The 16900-nt window shown below is 69.7% G+C and carries 19 protein-coding genes; 10 read left to right on the top strand and 9 right to left on the bottom strand.

Annotated elements, in window-relative coordinates:
• Window position 1: 1 nt before the first annotated feature.
• On the bottom strand, window positions 2–853 hold the full coding sequence (locus ACYVIP_RS25770) for a LysR family transcriptional regulator (protein WP_460400743.1): 852 nt from the start codon (window positions 851–853) through the stop codon (window positions 2–4).
• An 81-nt stretch (window positions 854–934) separates the two neighbouring features.
• On the opposite strand from ACYVIP_RS25770, the gene ACYVIP_RS25765 reads away from it, so the two are divergent.
• Entirely contained in the window at window positions 935–1405 is a 471-nt protein-coding gene (locus tag ACYVIP_RS25765; protein ID WP_460400741.1) for a cupin domain-containing protein, read from the top strand.
• Complete coding sequence (locus ACYVIP_RS25760) at window positions 1402–1764, top strand: DoxX family protein (RefSeq protein ID WP_460400739.1); 363 nt, start codon at window positions 1402–1404, stop codon at window positions 1762–1764. The genes ACYVIP_RS25765 and ACYVIP_RS25760 overlap by 4 nt, the downstream gene beginning before the upstream one ends.
• Here ACYVIP_RS25760 and ACYVIP_RS25755 read toward each other — a convergent pair.
• Window positions 1721–2176 (bottom strand): hypothetical protein, encoded by a 456-nt coding sequence (locus ACYVIP_RS25755; RefSeq protein WP_460400737.1) that lies wholly within the window; start codon window positions 2174–2176, stop codon window positions 1721–1723. The two genes, ACYVIP_RS25760 and ACYVIP_RS25755, sit on opposite strands and share 44 nt — an antisense overlap.
• 407 nt (window positions 2177–2583) lie before the next feature.
• Here ACYVIP_RS25755 and ACYVIP_RS25750 point away from each other — a divergent pair, with 407 nt between their 5' ends.
• From ACYVIP_RS25750 to ACYVIP_RS25740, 3 genes are read left to right on the top strand one after another with little or no spacing between them, the layout of a single operon-like run.
• Complete coding sequence (locus tag ACYVIP_RS25750; protein ID WP_460400735.1) at window positions 2584–3492, top strand: carbohydrate ABC transporter permease; 909 nt, start codon at window positions 2584–2586, stop codon at window positions 3490–3492.
• On the top strand, window positions 3492–4364 hold the full coding sequence (locus tag ACYVIP_RS25745) for a carbohydrate ABC transporter permease (protein WP_460400733.1): 873 nt from the start codon (window positions 3492–3494) through the stop codon (window positions 4362–4364). The genes ACYVIP_RS25750 and ACYVIP_RS25745 overlap by 1 nt, the downstream gene beginning before the upstream one ends.
• Before the next feature lie 31 nt (window positions 4365–4395).
• Window positions 4396–5736 (top strand): ABC transporter substrate-binding protein, encoded by a 1341-nt coding sequence (locus tag ACYVIP_RS25740; RefSeq protein ID WP_460400731.1) that lies wholly within the window; start codon window positions 4396–4398, stop codon window positions 5734–5736.
• 87 nt (window positions 5737–5823) lie between these two features.
• On the opposite strand, the gene ACYVIP_RS25735 is transcribed toward ACYVIP_RS25740, so the two are convergent.
• The 5 genes from ACYVIP_RS25735 to ACYVIP_RS25715 all read right to left on the bottom strand — a co-directional run bounded on the left by ACYVIP_RS25735 (window position 5824) and on the right by ACYVIP_RS25715 (window position 10147).
• Complete coding sequence (locus ACYVIP_RS25735) at window positions 5824–6921, bottom strand: sensor histidine kinase (RefSeq protein WP_460400905.1); 1098 nt, start codon at window positions 6919–6921, stop codon at window positions 5824–5826.
• A gap of 71 nt (window positions 6922–6992) precedes the next feature.
• Window positions 6993–8114 carry an SPFH domain-containing protein gene (locus ACYVIP_RS25730; RefSeq protein WP_460400729.1) on the bottom strand — a complete coding sequence of 374 codons (1122 nt, stop codon included), beginning with the start codon at window positions 8112–8114 and terminating at the stop codon, window positions 6993–6995.
• On the bottom strand, window positions 8114–8347 hold the full coding sequence (locus ACYVIP_RS25725) for a hypothetical protein (RefSeq protein WP_460400727.1): 234 nt from the start codon (window positions 8345–8347) through the stop codon (window positions 8114–8116). Before ACYVIP_RS25725 ends, ACYVIP_RS25730 begins: the two co-directional genes overlap by 1 nt.
• Before the next feature lie 172 nt (window positions 8348–8519).
• On the bottom strand, window positions 8520–9239 hold the full coding sequence (locus ACYVIP_RS25720) for an ABC transporter permease (protein ID WP_460400725.1): 720 nt from the start codon (window positions 9237–9239) through the stop codon (window positions 8520–8522).
• Between the two features lie 26 nt (window positions 9240–9265).
• Window positions 9266–10147: an ABC transporter ATP-binding protein gene (locus tag ACYVIP_RS25715; protein WP_460400723.1), complete on the bottom strand. Its 882-nt coding sequence runs from the start codon at window positions 10145–10147 to the stop codon at window positions 9266–9268.
• Between the two features lie 162 nt (window positions 10148–10309).
• On the opposite strand from ACYVIP_RS25715, the gene ACYVIP_RS25710 reads away from it, so the two are divergent.
• The 3 genes from ACYVIP_RS25710 (at window position 10310) to ACYVIP_RS25700 (ending at window position 13909) form a co-directional block, all read left to right on the top strand.
• Entirely contained in the window at window positions 10310–11455 is a 1146-nt protein-coding gene (locus ACYVIP_RS25710; RefSeq protein WP_460400721.1) for a sensor histidine kinase, read from the top strand.
• Window positions 11452–12054 (top strand): response regulator, encoded by a 603-nt coding sequence (locus ACYVIP_RS25705; protein WP_460400719.1) that lies wholly within the window; start codon window positions 11452–11454, stop codon window positions 12052–12054. The genes ACYVIP_RS25710 and ACYVIP_RS25705 overlap by 4 nt, the downstream gene beginning before the upstream one ends.
• 148 nt (window positions 12055–12202) lie before the next feature.
• Window positions 12203–13909 (top strand): CocE/NonD family hydrolase, encoded by a 1707-nt coding sequence (locus tag ACYVIP_RS25700; protein ID WP_460400717.1) that lies wholly within the window; start codon window positions 12203–12205, stop codon window positions 13907–13909.
• Window positions 13910–14121: 212 nt separating this feature from the next.
• On the opposite strand, the gene ACYVIP_RS25695 is transcribed toward ACYVIP_RS25700, so the two are convergent.
• Window positions 14122–15234: a beta propeller repeat protein gene (locus tag ACYVIP_RS25695; protein ID WP_460400715.1), complete on the bottom strand. Its 1113-nt coding sequence runs from the start codon at window positions 15232–15234 to the stop codon at window positions 14122–14124.
• Between the two features lie 113 nt (window positions 15235–15347).
• On the opposite strand from ACYVIP_RS25695, the gene ACYVIP_RS25690 reads away from it, so the two are divergent.
• Window positions 15348–16304, top strand: coding sequence for a helix-turn-helix transcriptional regulator (locus ACYVIP_RS25690; protein ID WP_460400713.1), 957 nt, complete (start codon window positions 15348–15350; stop codon window positions 16302–16304).
• On the opposite strand, the gene ACYVIP_RS25685 is transcribed toward ACYVIP_RS25690, so the two are convergent.
• Window positions 16294–16467: a hypothetical protein gene (locus tag ACYVIP_RS25685; RefSeq protein ID WP_460400711.1), complete on the bottom strand. Its 174-nt coding sequence runs from the start codon at window positions 16465–16467 to the stop codon at window positions 16294–16296. The two genes, ACYVIP_RS25690 and ACYVIP_RS25685, sit on opposite strands and share 11 nt — an antisense overlap.
• A gap of 121 nt (window positions 16468–16588) precedes the next feature.
• Between ACYVIP_RS25685 and ACYVIP_RS25680 the strand changes: the two genes are divergently transcribed.
• On the top strand, window positions 16589–16900 hold a 312-nt coding region (locus ACYVIP_RS25680; protein ID WP_460400709.1), incomplete at its 3' end, for a hypothetical protein.

The raw sequence follows: 16900 nt of genomic DNA, 5'->3' as shown, positions 1-16900 counted from the left end.
GTCAGCCGCGGTAGGCGGTGGTCGCGAGCCTGACGAAGGACTTGATCAGGGGGTGGCTGCCGTTCTTCTTCCAGGCCAGCAGGACGTGGCTGGCAGGCATGTCGACCACCGGCACGACGGTGAGTCCCGCCGGGGGCACGTGGGCCAGTGGGGTCATGCCGATGGTGCCGCTCCACAGAACGGCCTGCTGGCATTCCTGGACCGCGCGCACCACCGGGCCAGCTCTGGTCCGCCCACCGTTCCAGTAGGACTGCCACCGCGGGTCGGTGCCCTCCGGGAACCGGAACCAACGGCGGTCCGCCAGGTCGGCCAGGGTCAGGCGCTGATGGTTGGCCAGCGGGTCGTCGGCGCGCAGCAGGGCGCCGACCGGGTCGGCGCGTAGTTCCCGTACGGCCAGGCCGGTCTCGTCGAACGGTCCTCTGGTCAGGGCGATGTCCACCGCCCCGGCACGCAGACCGCAGGTGGGGTCGGTCAGGTCGGTCTCGCGGATGTGGATCTCGGCGTGCGGGTGTTCGCGGCGGTAGGCGTCGGCGAGCCGGACCACGTCCGGATCGGCGCTGTCGCCCAGGATGCCGACGGTGATGCTCGCCACGCCGGCCGCGGTGGCCACGCGCAGGCGTGCCCGGTCGGCGTGGTCGAGCAGGGCGCGTGCCTCGTCGAGCAGCACCGCGCCGACCGGGGTGAGCGTGACGCCTGCTGGGGACCGGTGCAACAGCGCGGCGCCGACCTCGGTCTCCAGCTGCTTGATCGCCCGGCTCAGCGGTGGCTGGCTCATGTGCAGCCGGCCGGCGGCGCGGCCGAAATGGAGCTCCTCGGCGACGGCCACGAAATAGCGCAGCGTACGAAGCTCCATAGCTGCGACGATACCCGTACGGTATCGAGAACACCGGATGGGTCTTGGACAGCGGCGGCGGCCGGCCAGTGGAATCGTGGCATGAACGACGACCCGAAACCCAGCGTCTCCGTGGTGGGCCCCGGTGATGGCGAGGTGATCGTCCTTGGCGGAACGCGGATGCGTGTCCTGGAGGACGGCAGCACCACCGGACACCGGCTCGGGATCACCGAGTCCCGCATCCCGCCGCACACGCCCGGGCCACCGCAACACCGCCACGCCGAGCACGACGAGGGTTTCTACATCGTGTCCGGGACGCTGCGGTTCACCGTCGGCGAGCAGCACCACGACGCGCCGCCGGGCACGCTGGTGATGGTCCCGCCCGGGGCCCCGCACACCTTCGCCAACATCACCGACCAGCCGGTGGTCATGCTGAGCACGTTCACCCCGGACCGGTACGTGCGGTACTTCCGCGACCTGCGGGACCTGTCCGCCGACGGCCGGGCGATGACACCCGAGGCGCACCTCGCCACCATGCGCCGGTACGCCACCGAGCCGGCCACCGGGTCATGACCGTCGCGTACTGGATCGTGGCCGGCCTGCTGGCTTTCTTCTACGTCTACGCGGGCTGGCTCAAGCTGTTCCGCGGCCGCGACCGGCTCCAGCCGATGATGGCCTGGGTGGACCGGACACCGATGCCGGTCGTGCGGACCATCGGCGCGCTGGAGGTGCTCGGCGCGATCGGGTTGGTCCTGCCGCCGCTGACCGGCATCGCGCCCTGGCTGGCCCTGGCCGCGGCCGGTGGGTTCGTGATCCTGCAACTCGGCGCGACCGTCGTGCATCTGCGGCGTGGGGACCGCCGGATCGGCCTCAACCTCGGGCTCCTGCTCACCGCCGTGGTGACCACCTGGCTGGCCACCACGTGGCGGTGACTTTGCGGGTGAGCCAGGATCTCCTGTGCGGCGAGGCGCCGGGCCCGACGGGAGTCGGCGCGCGCCGGCCGGTCCGTGGGCGTAGCAGGCGCGCCAGCACGTCCAGCCACGGCGCGGGATCGGCGCCGAAGACGGTGACCAGGTCGCGGACGAACCGGTGTGGCTCGCGCATGAGCGCCAGGTCCTGGCGGCTCTCCAGCACCCGCCATACCGTGGTCCCGGCCAGCTGTCCGGGACCGAGGGTGCGGTCCGCCATGGCCTGCAACGTCTTCTTGTAGCCGGGGCGGCCCGCCCACACCCGGAGCTCGTTCAGTCTGGAGACGAAGCCGGGGATGTCGGTCGCCGTCGACGGGTCCGGCGGCGCGGGCCGGGCGGGCGGGTGCGGGTCACCGGTCGGGGATTGGCCTGCCACGCGATCTCTCCCTCACACCCTGGGGCCGCCACGCGCGCGGCAAGTCCCACTTGGACGTCAGAACCCCTGTCCCACTGGATAACCGTTGTCCCACTTGGCTGTTCTGACCTGTGTCCCACCCTGTCCCACCGTCCCGACCGACCGCAACACCTGTTGGTGGGACACCCGGGTGCCGTAGCAAAGGGTGTGTCAGCCACCCCTGGCCATCGAGTGGGCCACCCGAACGGGGGCCGACTCGATGACCCCACACCAACAGGAGGAAGCACTATCGACAGGTTCCGCGTCTGCGAGGACCACGTCGGTTGCTCGGACTGGTACCACGGCCCCGCCGCGGTTTCTGGACATGGTGCGCGCGACGCGGTAACTTCGCGCCAATGTTAACGTGAACATTAACTGCGAGGAACGACATGGTGTCGAGTCCGATCACCAGCCGCTCCCGCGATCCGCGTCGGCGACTCGATCGGCGCGGTTGGTTGTTCGTCCTGCCTTTCCTGGTCGTGTTCGCGCTGACGTTCCTCGCGCCGATCGGGTATGCCCTGCAGCTCAGCCTGTTCCGGGACCAGGCGTTCTTCGGCGGCACGGCCTTCGTCGGCCTGGACAACTACGTGCAGCTCTTCGCCGACACCCGGTTCTGGAGCGGCCTGTTCCGGGTGTTGGTCTTCCTGGCCGTTCAGGTGCCGATCATGCTGGTGCTGGCGTTGGTCGCGGCGCTGGCCATCGACAGCGCCCGGCTGCACGCGAGCGGCTTCTTCCGGATCGTGATCTTCCTGCCGTACGCGGTCCCGGCGGTGGTGGCCACCCTGATGTGGGGCTACATCTACGGCACCAACTTCGGTCTGGCCGCCGACCTCAACCACCTGCTGGGCACCGACGCGATCCGGCCGCTGTCGCCCGGCTGGGCACTGACCTCGATCGGCAACATCGTCACCTGGGAGTTCGTCGGCTACAACATGATCATTTTCTATTCGGCGCTGCGTGTGGTCGCCGGGGAGTTGTACGAGGCCGCGGCCATCGACGGCGCCGGACCGTTCCGGACGATCGTCAGCGTCAAGCTGCCCGCGCTGCGCGGCGCCATCGTGATCGCGACCATCTTCTCCATCATCGGCAGCTTCCAGCTGTTCAACGAGCCCAACATCCTGCGCGCGCTGATCCCCAACGTGCTCACCACCGACTACACGCCCAACATGTACGCCTACTACCTGTCCTTCGGCGGCCAGCAGTACAACTACGCGGCCACCGTCGCGATCGTGATGGGTGTCATCACCGCGGTCATCGCCTACGTGGTGCAGTTGCGCGGCGCGCGGAAAGGCATGTGATGCACCGGAAAGCGGCGCGCGGCGGCCTGGTGGCCGGCAAGTCGAGGACCTTGACCGTCCTCGCCTCCCTCTATCTGGTCTACACGCTGGTTCCGCTGGTCTGGCTGGCGATCAACGCGACCAAGTCCCAGGCCGCTCTGTTCGACACGCCCGGCCTGTGGTTCGGCGGGCCGTTCGCGCTGTTCGCCAACATCGCCGAGACGTTCACCTACGACAACGGCATCTTCCTGCGCTGGCTGGGAAACACGATGCTCTACGTGGTCGCCGGCGCGGGCGGGGCGACCCTGCTGGCCACCGCCGCCGGCTACGGCCTTGCCAAGTACCGGTTCGCCGGGCGGCGCGCGGTGTTCGCCGTCATCCTCGGCGCGATCGCGATTCCCGGCACCGCGCTGGCCGTGCCGACCTTCCTGATGTTCAGCGCGCTCGGCCTGACCAACACCCCGCTGGCGGTGATCATCCCGTCGCTGGTGAGCCCGTTCGGCCTCTACCTGATCTGGGTCTATGCCACCGACGCGGTGCCCGACGAGCTGATCGAGGCGGCGCGCATCGACGGCGCGGGCGAGATCCGGATCTTCTTCGCCGTCGGGCTGCGGCTACTCGTTCCCGGCATCGTCACCGTCGCGCTGTTCGCCGTGGTGTCCACATGGAACAACTACTTCCTGCCGCTGATCATGATCAACGAGCCGAGCTGGTTCCCGCTGACCGTCGGCCTCAACCACTGGAGCGGCCAGGGCCAGGGTGCCGGCGCGGAGCCGATCCACCACCTCGTGATCACCGGCTCCCTGCTCACGATCATCCCACTCATCGCCGCTTTCCTGCTGCTGCAACGGTTCTGGCAGGACGGCCTGAGCGCGGGCAGCGTCAAGCAGTAACCACTCGCACCGTGTCGGGAAAGGAACGCTCATGACTCGAACCTGGCGCCAGGGCAAGGCGATCGCGGCGGCGGCGACCTCGCTGGCCGTCCTGCTCGCGGGATGTTCGGCCGGCGAGCCGGCCGCCGGCGACAACGCCTCCCCCGAGGCGCTGGACGCCGCGCTGGACAAGGGCGGCACGATCACCTACTGGTCCTGGACACCGTCGGCCAAGGAACAGGCGGCCGCGTTCGAGAAGAAGTACCCGAACGTCACGGTCGAGTACGTGAACGTCGGCACCGGCGAAGACCATTACACCGCACTGCAGAACGCGATCAAGGCCGGCCGAGGCGGCCCGGACGTCGCGCAGATCGAGTACCGCGCGCTCCCCCAGTTCGCCATGCAGGACTCACTGGTCGACCTGTCCGGCTACGGCTTCGAGGAGCTCGCCGACGACTACACGGCCTCCACCTGGGAGTCGGTGCACGTCGGCGACGGCATCTACGGCCTGCCCCAGGACTCCGGACCCATGGCGATGTTCTACAACAAGGAGATCTTCACCAGGTACGGCCTCACCGTGCCGACCACGTGGGACGACTATGTGGCCACGGCGAGAAAACTGCACACCGCGGACCCGACCAAGTTCATCGCCTCCGACGCCGGGGATCCCGGTTTCACCACGAGCATGATCTGGCAGGCGGGCGGGCGGCCGTTCAGCACCGAGGGCGACCGTGACGTCCGGGTGGACCTGCGGGACGAGGGCACGCGGAAGTGGACTGCCCTGTGGAACCAGCTCGTCGAGGGCAGGCTGGTCACGAACATCACCGGGTGGACCGACGAGTGGTACCGGGCACTGGGCGACGGAACCATCGCCACGGTGGTGGCCGGCGCGTGGATGCCGGGCATCCTGATGGAGTCGGTGCAGGCCGCCTCCGGCAAGTGGGCCGTGGCCCCGATCCCCACCTACGACGGCGAGCCGACCACCGCCGAGCACGGCGGCAGCACCCAGTCGGTGCTGGCGCGGAGCGGCGACCGTGACCTGGCCGCGGCGTTCGTGCGCTGGCTCAACAACGAGCAGGACAGCATCGACGTCTTCCTCGCCAGCGGCGGCTTCCCCGCCACCACCGCGGACCTCGAGTCCAGCGAGTTCCGCGAGTTCTCCGCGCCCTACTTCGGCGGGCAGCAGATCAACGAGGTGCTGACCACCGCCGCCACCCAGGTGTCGCCCGGCTGGGAATACCTGCCCTACCAGCTCTACGCCGAGACCATCTTCAGCGACACCGTCGGCCAGGCCTACGTCGCCAACAGCGATCTGGACGCCGGGCTGCGCACCTGGCAGGACGCCCTGGTGGAGTACGGCAACGGGCAGGGTTTCACCGTCAACGCGAACTGACCGCCTCGACGGAGCCGAGCAGACGAAACTCCACCATGCCCAGAATATCCGGATACTCGCCGCGCGCCGGCTGAACAGACCGACAAGTCAGACCGGGAAGACCGCGGCCGTGGAGAACTCGCCGCCGGCGCGCTCCACCGACAGCTCGCCACCCTCGCTCGCCACCCGTTCCCGCAGCGTGGCCAGACCACGCAACCGCGGCGGCTCGTCGCCGGGCGCGCCGTCGTTGACGATGGTGATGGCGGCGGCCGACAGCGTGATCCGCACCCGCGTCGCCTGCGCGTGCCGCAGGATGTTGGTGGTCGTCTCGCGCAGGACCTGGCCGAGAAGCTCGCTCGCGTGCTCGCCGACCTCCGCCGCACGCACGATCCGCACCCGGATGCCGGCGGCCTCGAACAGGTTCTTCGCGTTCTCCAGCTCACTGGCGAGGTTGAGCCGCCGTTGCGCGTAGGCCAGTTCCTTCGTCTGTTTGATGGTGTCGCCGACCAACACCTGGATCTCGCGCAACTCCTCGGCCGCGCGGTCGGCGTCGGTCCGCACCAGCTTCCCGGCCAGCGCGGTCTTCAGCTTCACCACGTGCAACGTGTGGCCCTGGATGTCGTGCAGCTCGCTGGCGAACCGGATCCGCTCCCGCGCGACGGCCAGTTCCGCCTCGTGCTCGCGCGCCTCCTCCAACTCCGCCATGAGGTGGTAGAAGACCTGGTTGGCGAACAGGAAGCCGAGCACGAGCACGACGACGCCCGTCGGGATGACCACGTAGCCGAACAGCACCCGGCCGGCGCCCTCGGCCGACACCAGCAGCCGCGCCGCGCCCACCGCGGCGACGAACGCGACCAGCCCGACGGCCGCGGGCAGCCGACGCCTCGGCAACTGCGGCACGATGAGCGGACCGATGACCGTGATGCTGTAGAACGCGGTGGTACTGCCGCTGACCAGCACACCGAAGACCCACACCGCCGCGCTGACCGCCAGACAGGGCAGCGCGACGGCGGACACGTCGTACTCGGCCCACCGGAGGACCACGACCACGGCGGCGAGCAGACCGACGGCCAGCACGGCCGCCTCCCACCACGACCGGGAGTCGACCACGACCAGCAGCGTGCCGACCGGAACAATCACCACGAGTTGGGTGATGACGTTCAGCCTGCGCAGCCGACCACGGGTCGCCTCGACACGCGCGGACACGTCGGGGAGCCTGCGCGGCGCGCTGGTGTCCACTGTGGTCTCCGGCTCGACGGCGGGTTGTCGGCGCCCACTCACGGTTTGAGCTGGGCGCGCTCCTCCGGCTCCGGCTGCTCGCCGGCAAGGCCCTTCTTGACCGAGTCGAGAATCGCCAGCCCCTGACCCACCAGACCGGCCGCCATCTCACCGAGCCCGTCCGCGCCGCTGAGGATGTTCACGTTCGCGCCGCGCAGGCCGCCGGCCGCCTCCTGCACGATCTTGGGCAGCTGCTCGATGATCAACCGGTCCAACGCGACCCGGTCGTGGGACGCGGCCGCCGCGGCCTGGATCTCGGTCGCCTCGGCCTCGGCGCGCGCGATGATGCGGACCCGCTCGGCCTCGGCCTGCGCCGGCTTCACCACCTCGGCCACCAGCTGCTGCTCACGCAGACCGGCCGCGCGCTGCGCCAGCTCGGTCTGCGCGTTGATCACCTCCTGGGTGGCGTTCGCCTGGGCCAGCGGCCCCGCCTGCGCGGCCTCGGCCTGCGCCTTGTCCACCTCCGCCTTGTACTGCGCCCGCACCACGGAGGTCTGCCGGGAGTACTCGGCCTGCCGGCGATCCGACTCCTGGGCCACCTCCGCGGCGGCCTGGTCGGCCCTGGCCTGGGCGATCTTCGCCTCGCGGTGCACGGCCGCGTTGTGCGGCGCGGACAGCGCGGCGATGTAGCCGAGGTCCATGTCGTCGATCGACTGGATCTGCAACGAGTCGATCGTGAGCCCGATCCGCGCCATCTCGACGGCCGAGGCGTCGAGCACCTCCAGCGCCAGCTTCTGCCGTTCGGTGATGATCTCCTCGACCGTCATGGCGCCGACGATCGAGCGCAGGTGCCCGGAGAAGATCCGCCCGGTCAGCTCCTCCATCTGCTTCTGGTCGGACAGGAAGCGCTGACCGGCGTTGACGATGCTCTCGGTGTCGTTGCCGATCTTGAACGCGATCACCGCCCGCACCTTCAACGTGATCGCCTGCTTGGTCACGCAGGTCTCGGTGATCTCCGCCTCGGCCATGTGCAGCGACAGGAACCGCACCTTCCGGAAGAACGGCATCACGAAGGCACCCCGCCCGGTCACCACCCGAAACGGCGCGTTGCCCTCACTGCGGACCTTTCCGCCGGAGATGAGCATCGCCTCGTCGGGGGCCGGTACGCGGTAGAAGAACATCACAGGTCTCCCATCAGGTCTGTCCAGGGCGCCACGTCGACCGCACGCGCTCCCCGGGAATCGATGACCAGGACCGTCGCACCTTTGGGCAGCGGCTCGCCGGAGAACGCGAGAAACGTTTCCGAACCGCCTCTGATCTTGACCAGCACCTCGCCGGGCCCATGGTCACCGCGCGTGCCGACCAGCAGGACCCCGACCAGCCCGACTGGTGATTCGTCGGTACTCATCGCCATTTCACGCCAGAGACGCTAGCGCACGGACAACCCGGACAGGTCTCAGCTCCCAGGATCAACGGCAGGCTGTCCGCGCTCGGAGGTCGGCCCGCCCCGGCGCACCGACCAGCCGTGACCCGGCGCGGTCACCAGCACCTCGTCGGCATGCGCCTGGTCGACACGCGACGCGACCTCACCGGCGCGGCTCCCAACGGAAGAAGCGAGTGGCCAGGCTGCCCGCGACGACCACCCAGGCCAGCGTGGGCGCCAACAGGATCAGCGAGTCGGTGACCGCGACGCCGCCGTTCCAGGCGTTGACCGCCAGCTCGGTGGCCGAGCCACCCGGCAACAGCCGCTTGACCAGGGCCAGCTCCTCGGTGCCGGTGATCCCGACCCAACTCGCGACGGCGATCACCCCGAGGCTCACGGGCAGTGTGGTGACCTGGGCGTGCTCGGGCGAGTTGGTCAACCCCGCGGTGGCCAACCCCAGCCCGACCATCATCGCCACCGTGGCCAGCACGGCCACCGCCAGCAGGCCGATGTTGTCCGGCATACCGGTGACCACCCCCAGCACGGCCAGGATCGCGACCACCTGGACCAGCGCGATCACCGTCACCGGCAGCACCAGCCCGGTCAGGATGTCCGCGTCACCGGCCGCGGTCGAGCGCAGCCGCTTGAGGAACAGGTTCTGCCTACGCGAGGCCAACGTGGTCACCGCGCTGGCGTAGAGCCCGAACGCGCACACGGTGAACATCACGATCGCCGCGATGTAGCCGAGGCTGCCGATCTTCGCGAACGACTCGTGCTGGTAGATGAAGAACGCGCTGATCGCGACCGGTATCACGAAGCTGTTGATCAGCACCGAACGGTTGCGGAAGATCTGGATCAGCTCGCCATGAGCGATCGAAAGCATGATTGGGTCCCTTCCCAGGAAAAGTGCTAGTTGTCGATGGCGCGGAACACGTCGTCGAGCCGCGTCGGCCCCGCCTGCAGCTCGGTCAGCTCCACCGCGTGGTCCTGCGCCCAGCGCAACAGCGTGAACAGGTCCTTCTGCAGGGCGAAGGTCTCGATCAGGAACGACCCGTCCCGGTCCCGCCTGCCCCGCAGCGGCAGCGCGGGCGCCGACGGCGGCAGCATGAAGCGGATCACCGCCGGCAGGGTCCTGGTCAGCTCCGCGACCGTGCCCTCCCGGTGGAAGATGCCCTGGTGCATCAGGCCGATCCGGTCGGCGCGCTGCTGGGCCTCCTCCAGGTAGTGCGTGGTCAGCACGATCGTCGAACCGTCCTCGCGCAGCTTGTCCACCGCGTCCCACAGCGCGTCCCTGGACTGGATGTCCAGCCCGGTCGTCGGCTCGTCCAGGAACACCAGCTCGGGCGTGCCGTACACGGCGGTGGCGAAGTCCAGCCGCCGCTTCTCCCCGCCCGACAGCGCCGACACCTTCGTGCCCGCCTTGCCGGTGAGGTCGACGATGCTCAGCACCCGCTCCACCCGGTCGGCACGCTGGGTGAGCTTGCCGATCAGCTGGACGGTCTCCTTCACCGTCAGATCAGGAGAGAACCCGCTCTCCTGCAGCATGATGCCCATTTTCGGGCGCACGGCCGCCCGGTCCGACGGGCTCTGGCCAAGCACCCGTACCGTGCCGGACGTGGGCGCGCGATGGCCCTCGATGGTCTCCAGCGTCGAGGTCTTGCCCGCCCCGTTCGTACCGAGCAGCGCGTAGAACTCGCCCCGACTGACCTGAAAGGACAGATCCTTGACCGCGTGGAAGTCTCCGTAGGTGACGTTCAGTCGCTCGACGTCGATCACAGGCGTGGAAGTCATACCACTGATCTCAGCGGCCTCAGTGGACATTCACCAGTGCGACCACGTCATCAGGTCACGTGACAATACTTGGGGAAAGATATGACGTGGCGTCACTAGTGCCCGCCACCGGACAACAACGATGCTGAGCAACCGGCTGGTCGACCCCGGAGAACCACACGTATGAAGCCAAGACCGCTGCGCGACCCCACCGACCGCGAGCCGGCACAGGGACAGCTCCGCACCCTCAACCTCACCATGTTCCTGCCGCTGCTCGCCGTCGCCGGCACGATCTCCGTGACGATCTACGCCAGGTCCTGGACCGACGCCGTCGTGCTCGGCGCCGGCGTGGTGGCCACCCTGGTGTCGTTCACCCGGTGGGCGGCCGGCAACGTGCTGCGCGTCGCGATCCCCTGCCTGGTCGTCGCCGCGGCCGTGTGGCCATTCGCCGTACTGGAGATCGGCGCCTCGGCGGCCTTCTTCGGCATCTCCTGCGTCGGCTCCTACGTCATCCCCCAGCTGTCACGACACCGGATCGCGGCCGTCGTCGCGCTCGCCGCCTACGTCGGCGCCGTCGGCGCGACCCGGCTGCTGGTGTCCGACGCGGACGTGTCCGACGTGCTGTTGCAGTTCGTCCTCGTGCCGACCGGCGCCACCGTGATCCTCATCGGACTGATGTTCCCCAACAAGGGGTTCTACGACGTCGTCGAGGAACTCGAGGAGGCCGGGGAACGGGAGACCGAGCTGGCCGTCATCCGCGAACGCGTCCGGTTCGCCAGCGACCTGCACGACATCCAGGGCCACACCCTGCACGTGGTGAAACTCAAGACCGCGCTGGCACAGAAGCTCGTGGACAGCGACACCGAACGCGCCAAACAGGAACTGCGCGAGATCCACGACCTGGTCAGCGACACCATCAAGCAGACAAAGGAACTCGCCTACGCCCAGCGGCGGCTCAACCTCGCCGCCGAGCTGGAGAACGCCCGCAACCTGTTCGAGGCCGCCGGCATCAGCGTGCGCATCAACCGCGAGGCCGACGTCGACCAGAGCGCGGGCGAGCTGCTCGGCCAGGTGCTGCGCGAGACGACCACCAACATCCTGCGCCACGCCCAGGCCACGCGCGTGCGGATCACCCTGTCGGCCTCGAGCATCGCCATCGTCAACGACGGCGCCCCGCACACCCCACTGCCCGAACTGCGCGGCCTGGCCAGCCTCACCCAACGCGTCGCGGGCGACGGCGGCGAGCTGACCGTCGAACAGCACGACGGCCAGTTCACCACCGCCGCCACCCTGCCGCCCCGACGTTCCGAAGCACAGGAGACCCGATGACCACCGTGGTACTCGCCGACGACGAGGCCCTACTCCGCAAGGCCATGGCCGCGTTGCTGCCCCTCGAGGGCGAGATCACCGTGCTCGCCGAGGCACAGGACGGCGCGAGCGCCGTCGAGGCCACCACGCGACACGAACCCGACGTGCTCGTCATCGACCTGGAGATGCCCGGTGTGGACGGCCTCGAGGCCGTCGCGCAGATCCGCCGCACCCGGCCCAACCAGGTGATCCTCATGCTCACCCGGCACGCCAAACCCGGCGTGCTCCGCAAGGCGCTCAAACTCGGCGTCCAGGGCTTCGTCAGCAAGTCCGCCGAACCGGCGCACATCGCCGCGGTCATCGCCGCCCTGCACGCCGGCAAACGCTGGATCGACCCGGACGTCTCCGCACTGGCCGTCGTCGACGACTGCCCGCTCACCGACCGCGAGATCGACGTGCTGCGCGCGACCGGCAACGGCTACTCGGTCGCCGACATCGCCACCCAGCTGCACCTCGCGGAAGGCACCGTACGCAACTACCTGTCCAACGCCATGCAGAAAACCCAGACCAGGACCCGGCACGAGGCCGCCCGCTACGCCCGCGAACACGACTGGCTGTAAGGCGAACCCGACTGGCCACTGTGGACGATTCGGGTGACACTCCCCACAGGACCGTGACCTGCCACCGGGTCAAGGCATGACACGGCGTCACTGTTGCCCCGTCCACCCAGCACGAACAATCGGACGCAGTATCCGACTGGAGGAACTCGTGCACAGGTCTCAAGCGGTCATCCCGACCGCCACCGCACTCGCCGTCGTACTGACCGGCATGCTCGCCGGCTCCGCCGCCACCGCCGCGCCAACCACCGTCGCCACGGCGGACAACCCGGTGACCCACCAGGAGAACGACCGCGTCCCGGAAGGCGCGTCGTGGACCCAGCACTACTTCCCGTCCTCGGACGGGTCCGATGTGGAACTCCACGCCGACGTCCTGCTGCCGGAAGGACTGCCAGCAGGAGAACAGGTCCCGGTCATCCTGTCCGCCGGCGCCTACTTCGGACACTCCGGCCAAAGCACGCTGGAGGACTGGAAACACGCGGGACCATCCGACCGCTTCACCGACTTCATCGAGGGCACCGACCTGTTCGACCGCGGCTACGCCTTCGTCATGGTGGACCTGCGCGGCTTCGGCGGCTCGACCGGCTGCCTGGACGCCGCCGGCCCCGGCGACCAGGCCGACGTGAAAGCCGCCATCGACTGGGCGGCCAGCCAGCCGTGGTCCACCGGATCCGTTGGCATGTACGGCAAATCCTTCGACGCCATCACCGGCCTGATCGGCAACAACCTCGACCAGGACGCGCTCAAGGCCGTCGTCGCCCAGGAACCCGTGTGGGACTACTACCGCAACATGCGCTCCAACGACGTGGTGCGCTCGACCATCGTCAACACGGCCAACTCCTACAACACCATCGCCGCGCTCCCGCAACTGCCCGACGAGGACGCCCGCTACCTGGCCAACGCCAAGTACGAGGAGGCCCACCCGGAGTGCCTGCTGACGAACATGGCCAACTACCAGACCGCTGACCCCGGGGCCAAGTTCTGGACCGACCGCGACTTCGCCGCCAAGGCCAAGGGCACCGACACCCCGCTGTTCGTCACCCAGGGCTTCCTGGAGTGGAACACCGAGCCCGAGGCGATGCAGGAGTTCCTCGACAACCACGACGGCCCCCAGCGCGGCTGGCTCGGCCCGTGGGACCACGTGCGCGGCAACGAGCGCACCGAGGACGACAAGCTGGCGATGGGCCGGGAAGGCTGGTTCGAGGAGACCATCTCCTTCTACGACCAGTACCTCAAGGGCACCGAGCCCGCCGTCGACTACCCGGCCTACTCCGTCCAGGACAGCACCGGCACCTGGCGCGCCCAGGACACCTGGCCGGTGGTGGACCGGACGGCCGACGTCCGGCTCGGCGGTGGGTCCTATGTGGACCACGGGGGTGAGGCCGACAGCACGCCCAGCTTCGTCAAGTGGTCCGAGCCGGTCGCCGAGAGCACCCGGATCACCGGGACGCCGCGGATCTCACTGAAGACCAAGGGCCACGGCAACATCATGGTCAAGCTGTACGACGTGGCCCCGGACGGCACCGCCGTCATGTTCGACGAACAGATCGCCGTGCTCAGCTCGGACAAGCTGGCCTTCGACCTCAAGTCGGCCGACTGGACCATCGCGGCCGGCCACTCGCTCGCCGTCGAGATCGGCACCATCCAGGCGGGGCCGCTCAACGACTGGATCGACACGCCGTCCAGGGAGAAGATCAGGGTCAACGACGCGAAGCTCACGCTGGCCGTGGACAACCCGGCCGACGACACCGCCACTCCCGGCGGCCGGGCGCCCTATCTGGACACCTACCTGCAGTTGAACACGAAGGAACTGCCCGTCGGCAGCCCTTCTTTCACGGTGCCGCCGGTCAACCGCTGACCCGACACCCCGCTACCCGCCCGATGCCGAATGGCGACCGGGCGGGTAGCGCCGTTCGCGGCCCTCCCCTCCGTGCTTCTTGTGGTCCTTTGGCCACAACGGAACGCGACTTCGCCTGGGCGATAATATCGGACATCAATATAGTTAATAATTTTTAATGAAAAATAAAATCGGGGAGCGGCCCCCTGGCTGTCGCTGGCCAGCAGGTCGGCTTACTCCGCGGCGAAGCCGAGGTACATCACCGCCGGGTCGCGGGGGTGGAACGAGATCGCCTTGATGCCGTCGTGGTCGTTGTGGCGCACCGACAGCGTGTCGCGGTGGGCGTCGAAGCGGAACAGGTCCGTGCCGTAGGCGGCGTAGGAGGTGCCGAAGACGAAGTACAGCACGGCGGGGTTGGTCGGGTGTGGCGCCAGCAGCGCGCCGTTGACCAGGGTGACCTCGCCCGGCTTGTGGTCCACCGCGACCGTGAACCGGCGGCCGCCGTCGGTGGAGCGGTAGACGTGGCGGCCCTCCGACGGCGCGTGCGCGTCGTTCTCCGCGTGGTTGATGCCCTGCGCCCACACCACCAACGGGTTGGCCGGCGACACCGCCACCGAGAACGCGTTGATCCGTTCGCCCGGCCTGCCCAGCGTCGCGCGCGTCCACTGCCAGCCGCCGAGCCAGGTCGTGTACACGCCCTCCCCCATGGTGCCGAGCACGATGTGGTTCAGGTTCGCCCGGTCGATCGCGGCGCTGTAGACGAACAGGTCGGCCGCCGGCGGGTTCCCGGTCGTGCGGAACGTGGCGCCCGCGTCGTAGGAGTCGCGGACCGTGCCGTCGCCGAGCACCACGCGGACGTGCCGGGGGAAGTACCGGTCGACCGCGAGCGCCGCCACGCCGGTGCCGGTGTCCTCGGCGACCGGCGGCAGCGCGGTCACCCTGGTGCCCCGAACCCGGTACAGCGACAGCCCGTTCTGGTCCCACACGTACGCCGAGCCGTCGCCCGCCGGCGTGAGCCGGGGTACGTCCAGCCCGGTCACCGCGCCCAGCGGCGACCACGAGCAGCCGGCGTCGGCCGACGTCTGCAGCGCACCCCGGTGGTCGACGGCCAGCAGCGTGTTCGCGCCCGCCGGCACCACGCCGTACACGTACTGCAACGCCCGCTGCGGCACCGAGGTCGGGGTGATCGTCCGCCCGTCGTTCCTGGTGAAGCTGACCGACCCGTCGCCGGTCACCACCCCGCAGCGCGGCGACTGCCAGTGGCCGCCCGGCGTCGCACCCGCCGGTGGCGCGGCCAGTCCAAGTGCGAGCACGATCCCGACCGCGACCACTCCGCTGCGTCTCACCAGGTTCCTCCTGCACAAGGTCAACTGAACGTCCCGGCAATTGATAACCCACCGCCGACCGCCAAACCAGGCGGATGTGATGGCAGAGAGCCGCCATGACATATAAAGGCCAGGTGCTGCAACCACTTGGTGTGCCCCCGGAAGCGGAGAGCCTCTACCGCGTACTGCTGCGAAACCCCCGGCAGAGCGTCGCGACCCTGGCCGCGCTCGCCGGCCGCAGTGCCCGCGCGGTCCGGGCCGCGACGAGCACCCTGGAGTCCCTCGGTCTGGTCAGCAGGCTCCCCGGACGCCCGGCCCGCCTGGTCGCCACGCCACCGGACACCGCCGTGGACGTGCTCGTCGCCCGGCGGGAGACCGAGATCGCGGCGATCCGCCGGGCCGCCGCGGCACTGGCCTCCGAGCTGCCGGCCGAGCACCGGCCGGAGGAACAGCTGCGCATCGTCGTTGGCAAGGAGGCGGTCGCCGCGCAGTTCCTCCAGTTACAGCAGGCGGCCGCCGGCGAGCTGCGGGTGCTGGACCGGCCGCCGTACGCACAGGACCCGCAGCAGCCCAACCCGGCCGAGGACTCGCTGCTGTCGCGGGGCGTGCGGGTGCGCGGCATCTACGCGCCGGAGGCACTCGAGGTGCCGGGCGCGCTCGCGTTGCTGCACGAGGCGATCCGCGGCGGCGAGGAGGCCAGGATCTACGCGGACGTGCCGCTCAAGCTCGCGATCGGCGACCGCACGACCGCGATCCTGCCGTTCACCGGACAGACCAGCGGCATGATCGACAGCGCGCTCGTGGTCTACGCCCCCACGCTGCTGGACGCGCTCGTGAAGCTGTTCGACCTGCTGTGGCAGGTGGCGGAGCCGATCGTGCCGCCGACCGGGGTCGGTCCGGACGACCGGCTGCTCTCGTTGCTGGCGGCGGGGTTGAAGGACGAGGCCATCGCCCGCCAGCTCGGCGTCAGCCTGCGCACCGTGCACCGGCGGACCAGCGAGCTGTCGGCCGCGCTCGGCGCCAGGACCCGGTTCCAGGCGGGCGTGCTGGCCCACCGCCGGGGGCTGGTCCCCGGTCAGGTCACCGGCTAGGCAGCCGCCACAGCCGCACCGTCCTGTCGGTGTGCCCGGTGGCCAGCAGGCCGCCCGGCCCGCTGCCCAGCAGCACCCTGCCCATGCCGCCGTGCCCCAGCTCGGCGAGTACCCGGTACGGCCCGACCTGGCGCGGATCCGTCGCCCGCAACGCCCTCACCACGACAACTCCGTCACGAGCCGTATCCTCGCTCCCCCACCGCCCGCCGGGTCCCGGAGGCCCCTTGCGGCCAGCGCGCGGCGGGCGGAATGTATGCCGGGTCGCCGCGGAGTACCGTCGCGGCGTGCGCATCCGTGAGCGGCGGGTAGCCGAGGCGATCACCGCCAGCCTGGCCGGCGACCGGCGGGAACCGGACCCGCGCACGCTCGCCAGGGTGATCGGCCAGGCCGCGGGCGCGACCGGCTGCGCGCTGGTCATCCACGGACAGCGGTCCCAGTGGGGCGATGGCGACTCGTGGCTGGACCACGACCTCGGCGACGGCGACGTCCTGGCCGTCGCGCCGGCGTCGGTCGGCCAGCTGCCCGAGGTCGCCGCCATGCTCGGCGCGCCGGTCGCGGCGATCCGGCTGGCGTGGGAGACCGACCGGCTGCGGCGC

The organism is Actinophytocola sediminis, assembly GCF_054779715.1.
Note: the sequence above shows the minus strand (reverse complement) of the source record. Positions and strands in the feature narration are given on the sequence as shown.

Coding starts and splice junctions, on each gene's coding strand:
- ACYVIP_RS25770 (WP_460400743.1), bottom strand. CDS start 853: ATGGAGCTTCGTACGCTGCGCTATTTCGTGGCCGTCGCCGAGGAGCTC.
- ACYVIP_RS25765 (WP_460400741.1), top strand. CDS start 935: ATGAACGACGACCCGAAACCCAGCGTCTCCGTGGTGGGCCCCGGTGAT.
- ACYVIP_RS25760 (WP_460400739.1), top strand. CDS start 1,402: ATGACCGTCGCGTACTGGATCGTGGCCGGCCTGCTGGCTTTCTTCTAC.
- ACYVIP_RS25750 (WP_460400735.1), top strand. CDS start 2,584: ATGGTGTCGAGTCCGATCACCAGCCGCTCCCGCGATCCGCGTCGGCGA.
- ACYVIP_RS25745 (WP_460400733.1), top strand. CDS start 3,492: ATGCACCGGAAAGCGGCGCGCGGCGGCCTGGTGGCCGGCAAGTCGAGG.
- ACYVIP_RS25740 (WP_460400731.1), top strand. CDS start 4,396: ATGACTCGAACCTGGCGCCAGGGCAAGGCGATCGCGGCGGCGGCGACC.
- ACYVIP_RS25730 (WP_460400729.1), bottom strand. CDS start 8,114: ATGTTCTTCTACCGCGTACCGGCCCCCGACGAGGCGATGCTCATCTCC.
- ACYVIP_RS25725 (WP_460400727.1), bottom strand. CDS start 8,347: ATGGCGATGAGTACCGACGAATCACCAGTCGGGCTGGTCGGGGTCCTG.
- ACYVIP_RS25720 (WP_460400725.1), bottom strand. CDS start 9,239: ATGCTTTCGATCGCTCATGGCGAGCTGATCCAGATCTTCCGCAACCGT.
- ACYVIP_RS25715 (WP_460400723.1), bottom strand. CDS start 10,147: ATGACTTCCACGCCTGTGATCGACGTCGAGCGACTGAACGTCACCTAC.
- ACYVIP_RS25710 (WP_460400721.1), top strand. CDS start 10,310: ATGAAGCCAAGACCGCTGCGCGACCCCACCGACCGCGAGCCGGCACAG.
- ACYVIP_RS25705 (WP_460400719.1), top strand. CDS start 11,452: ATGACCACCGTGGTACTCGCCGACGACGAGGCCCTACTCCGCAAGGCC.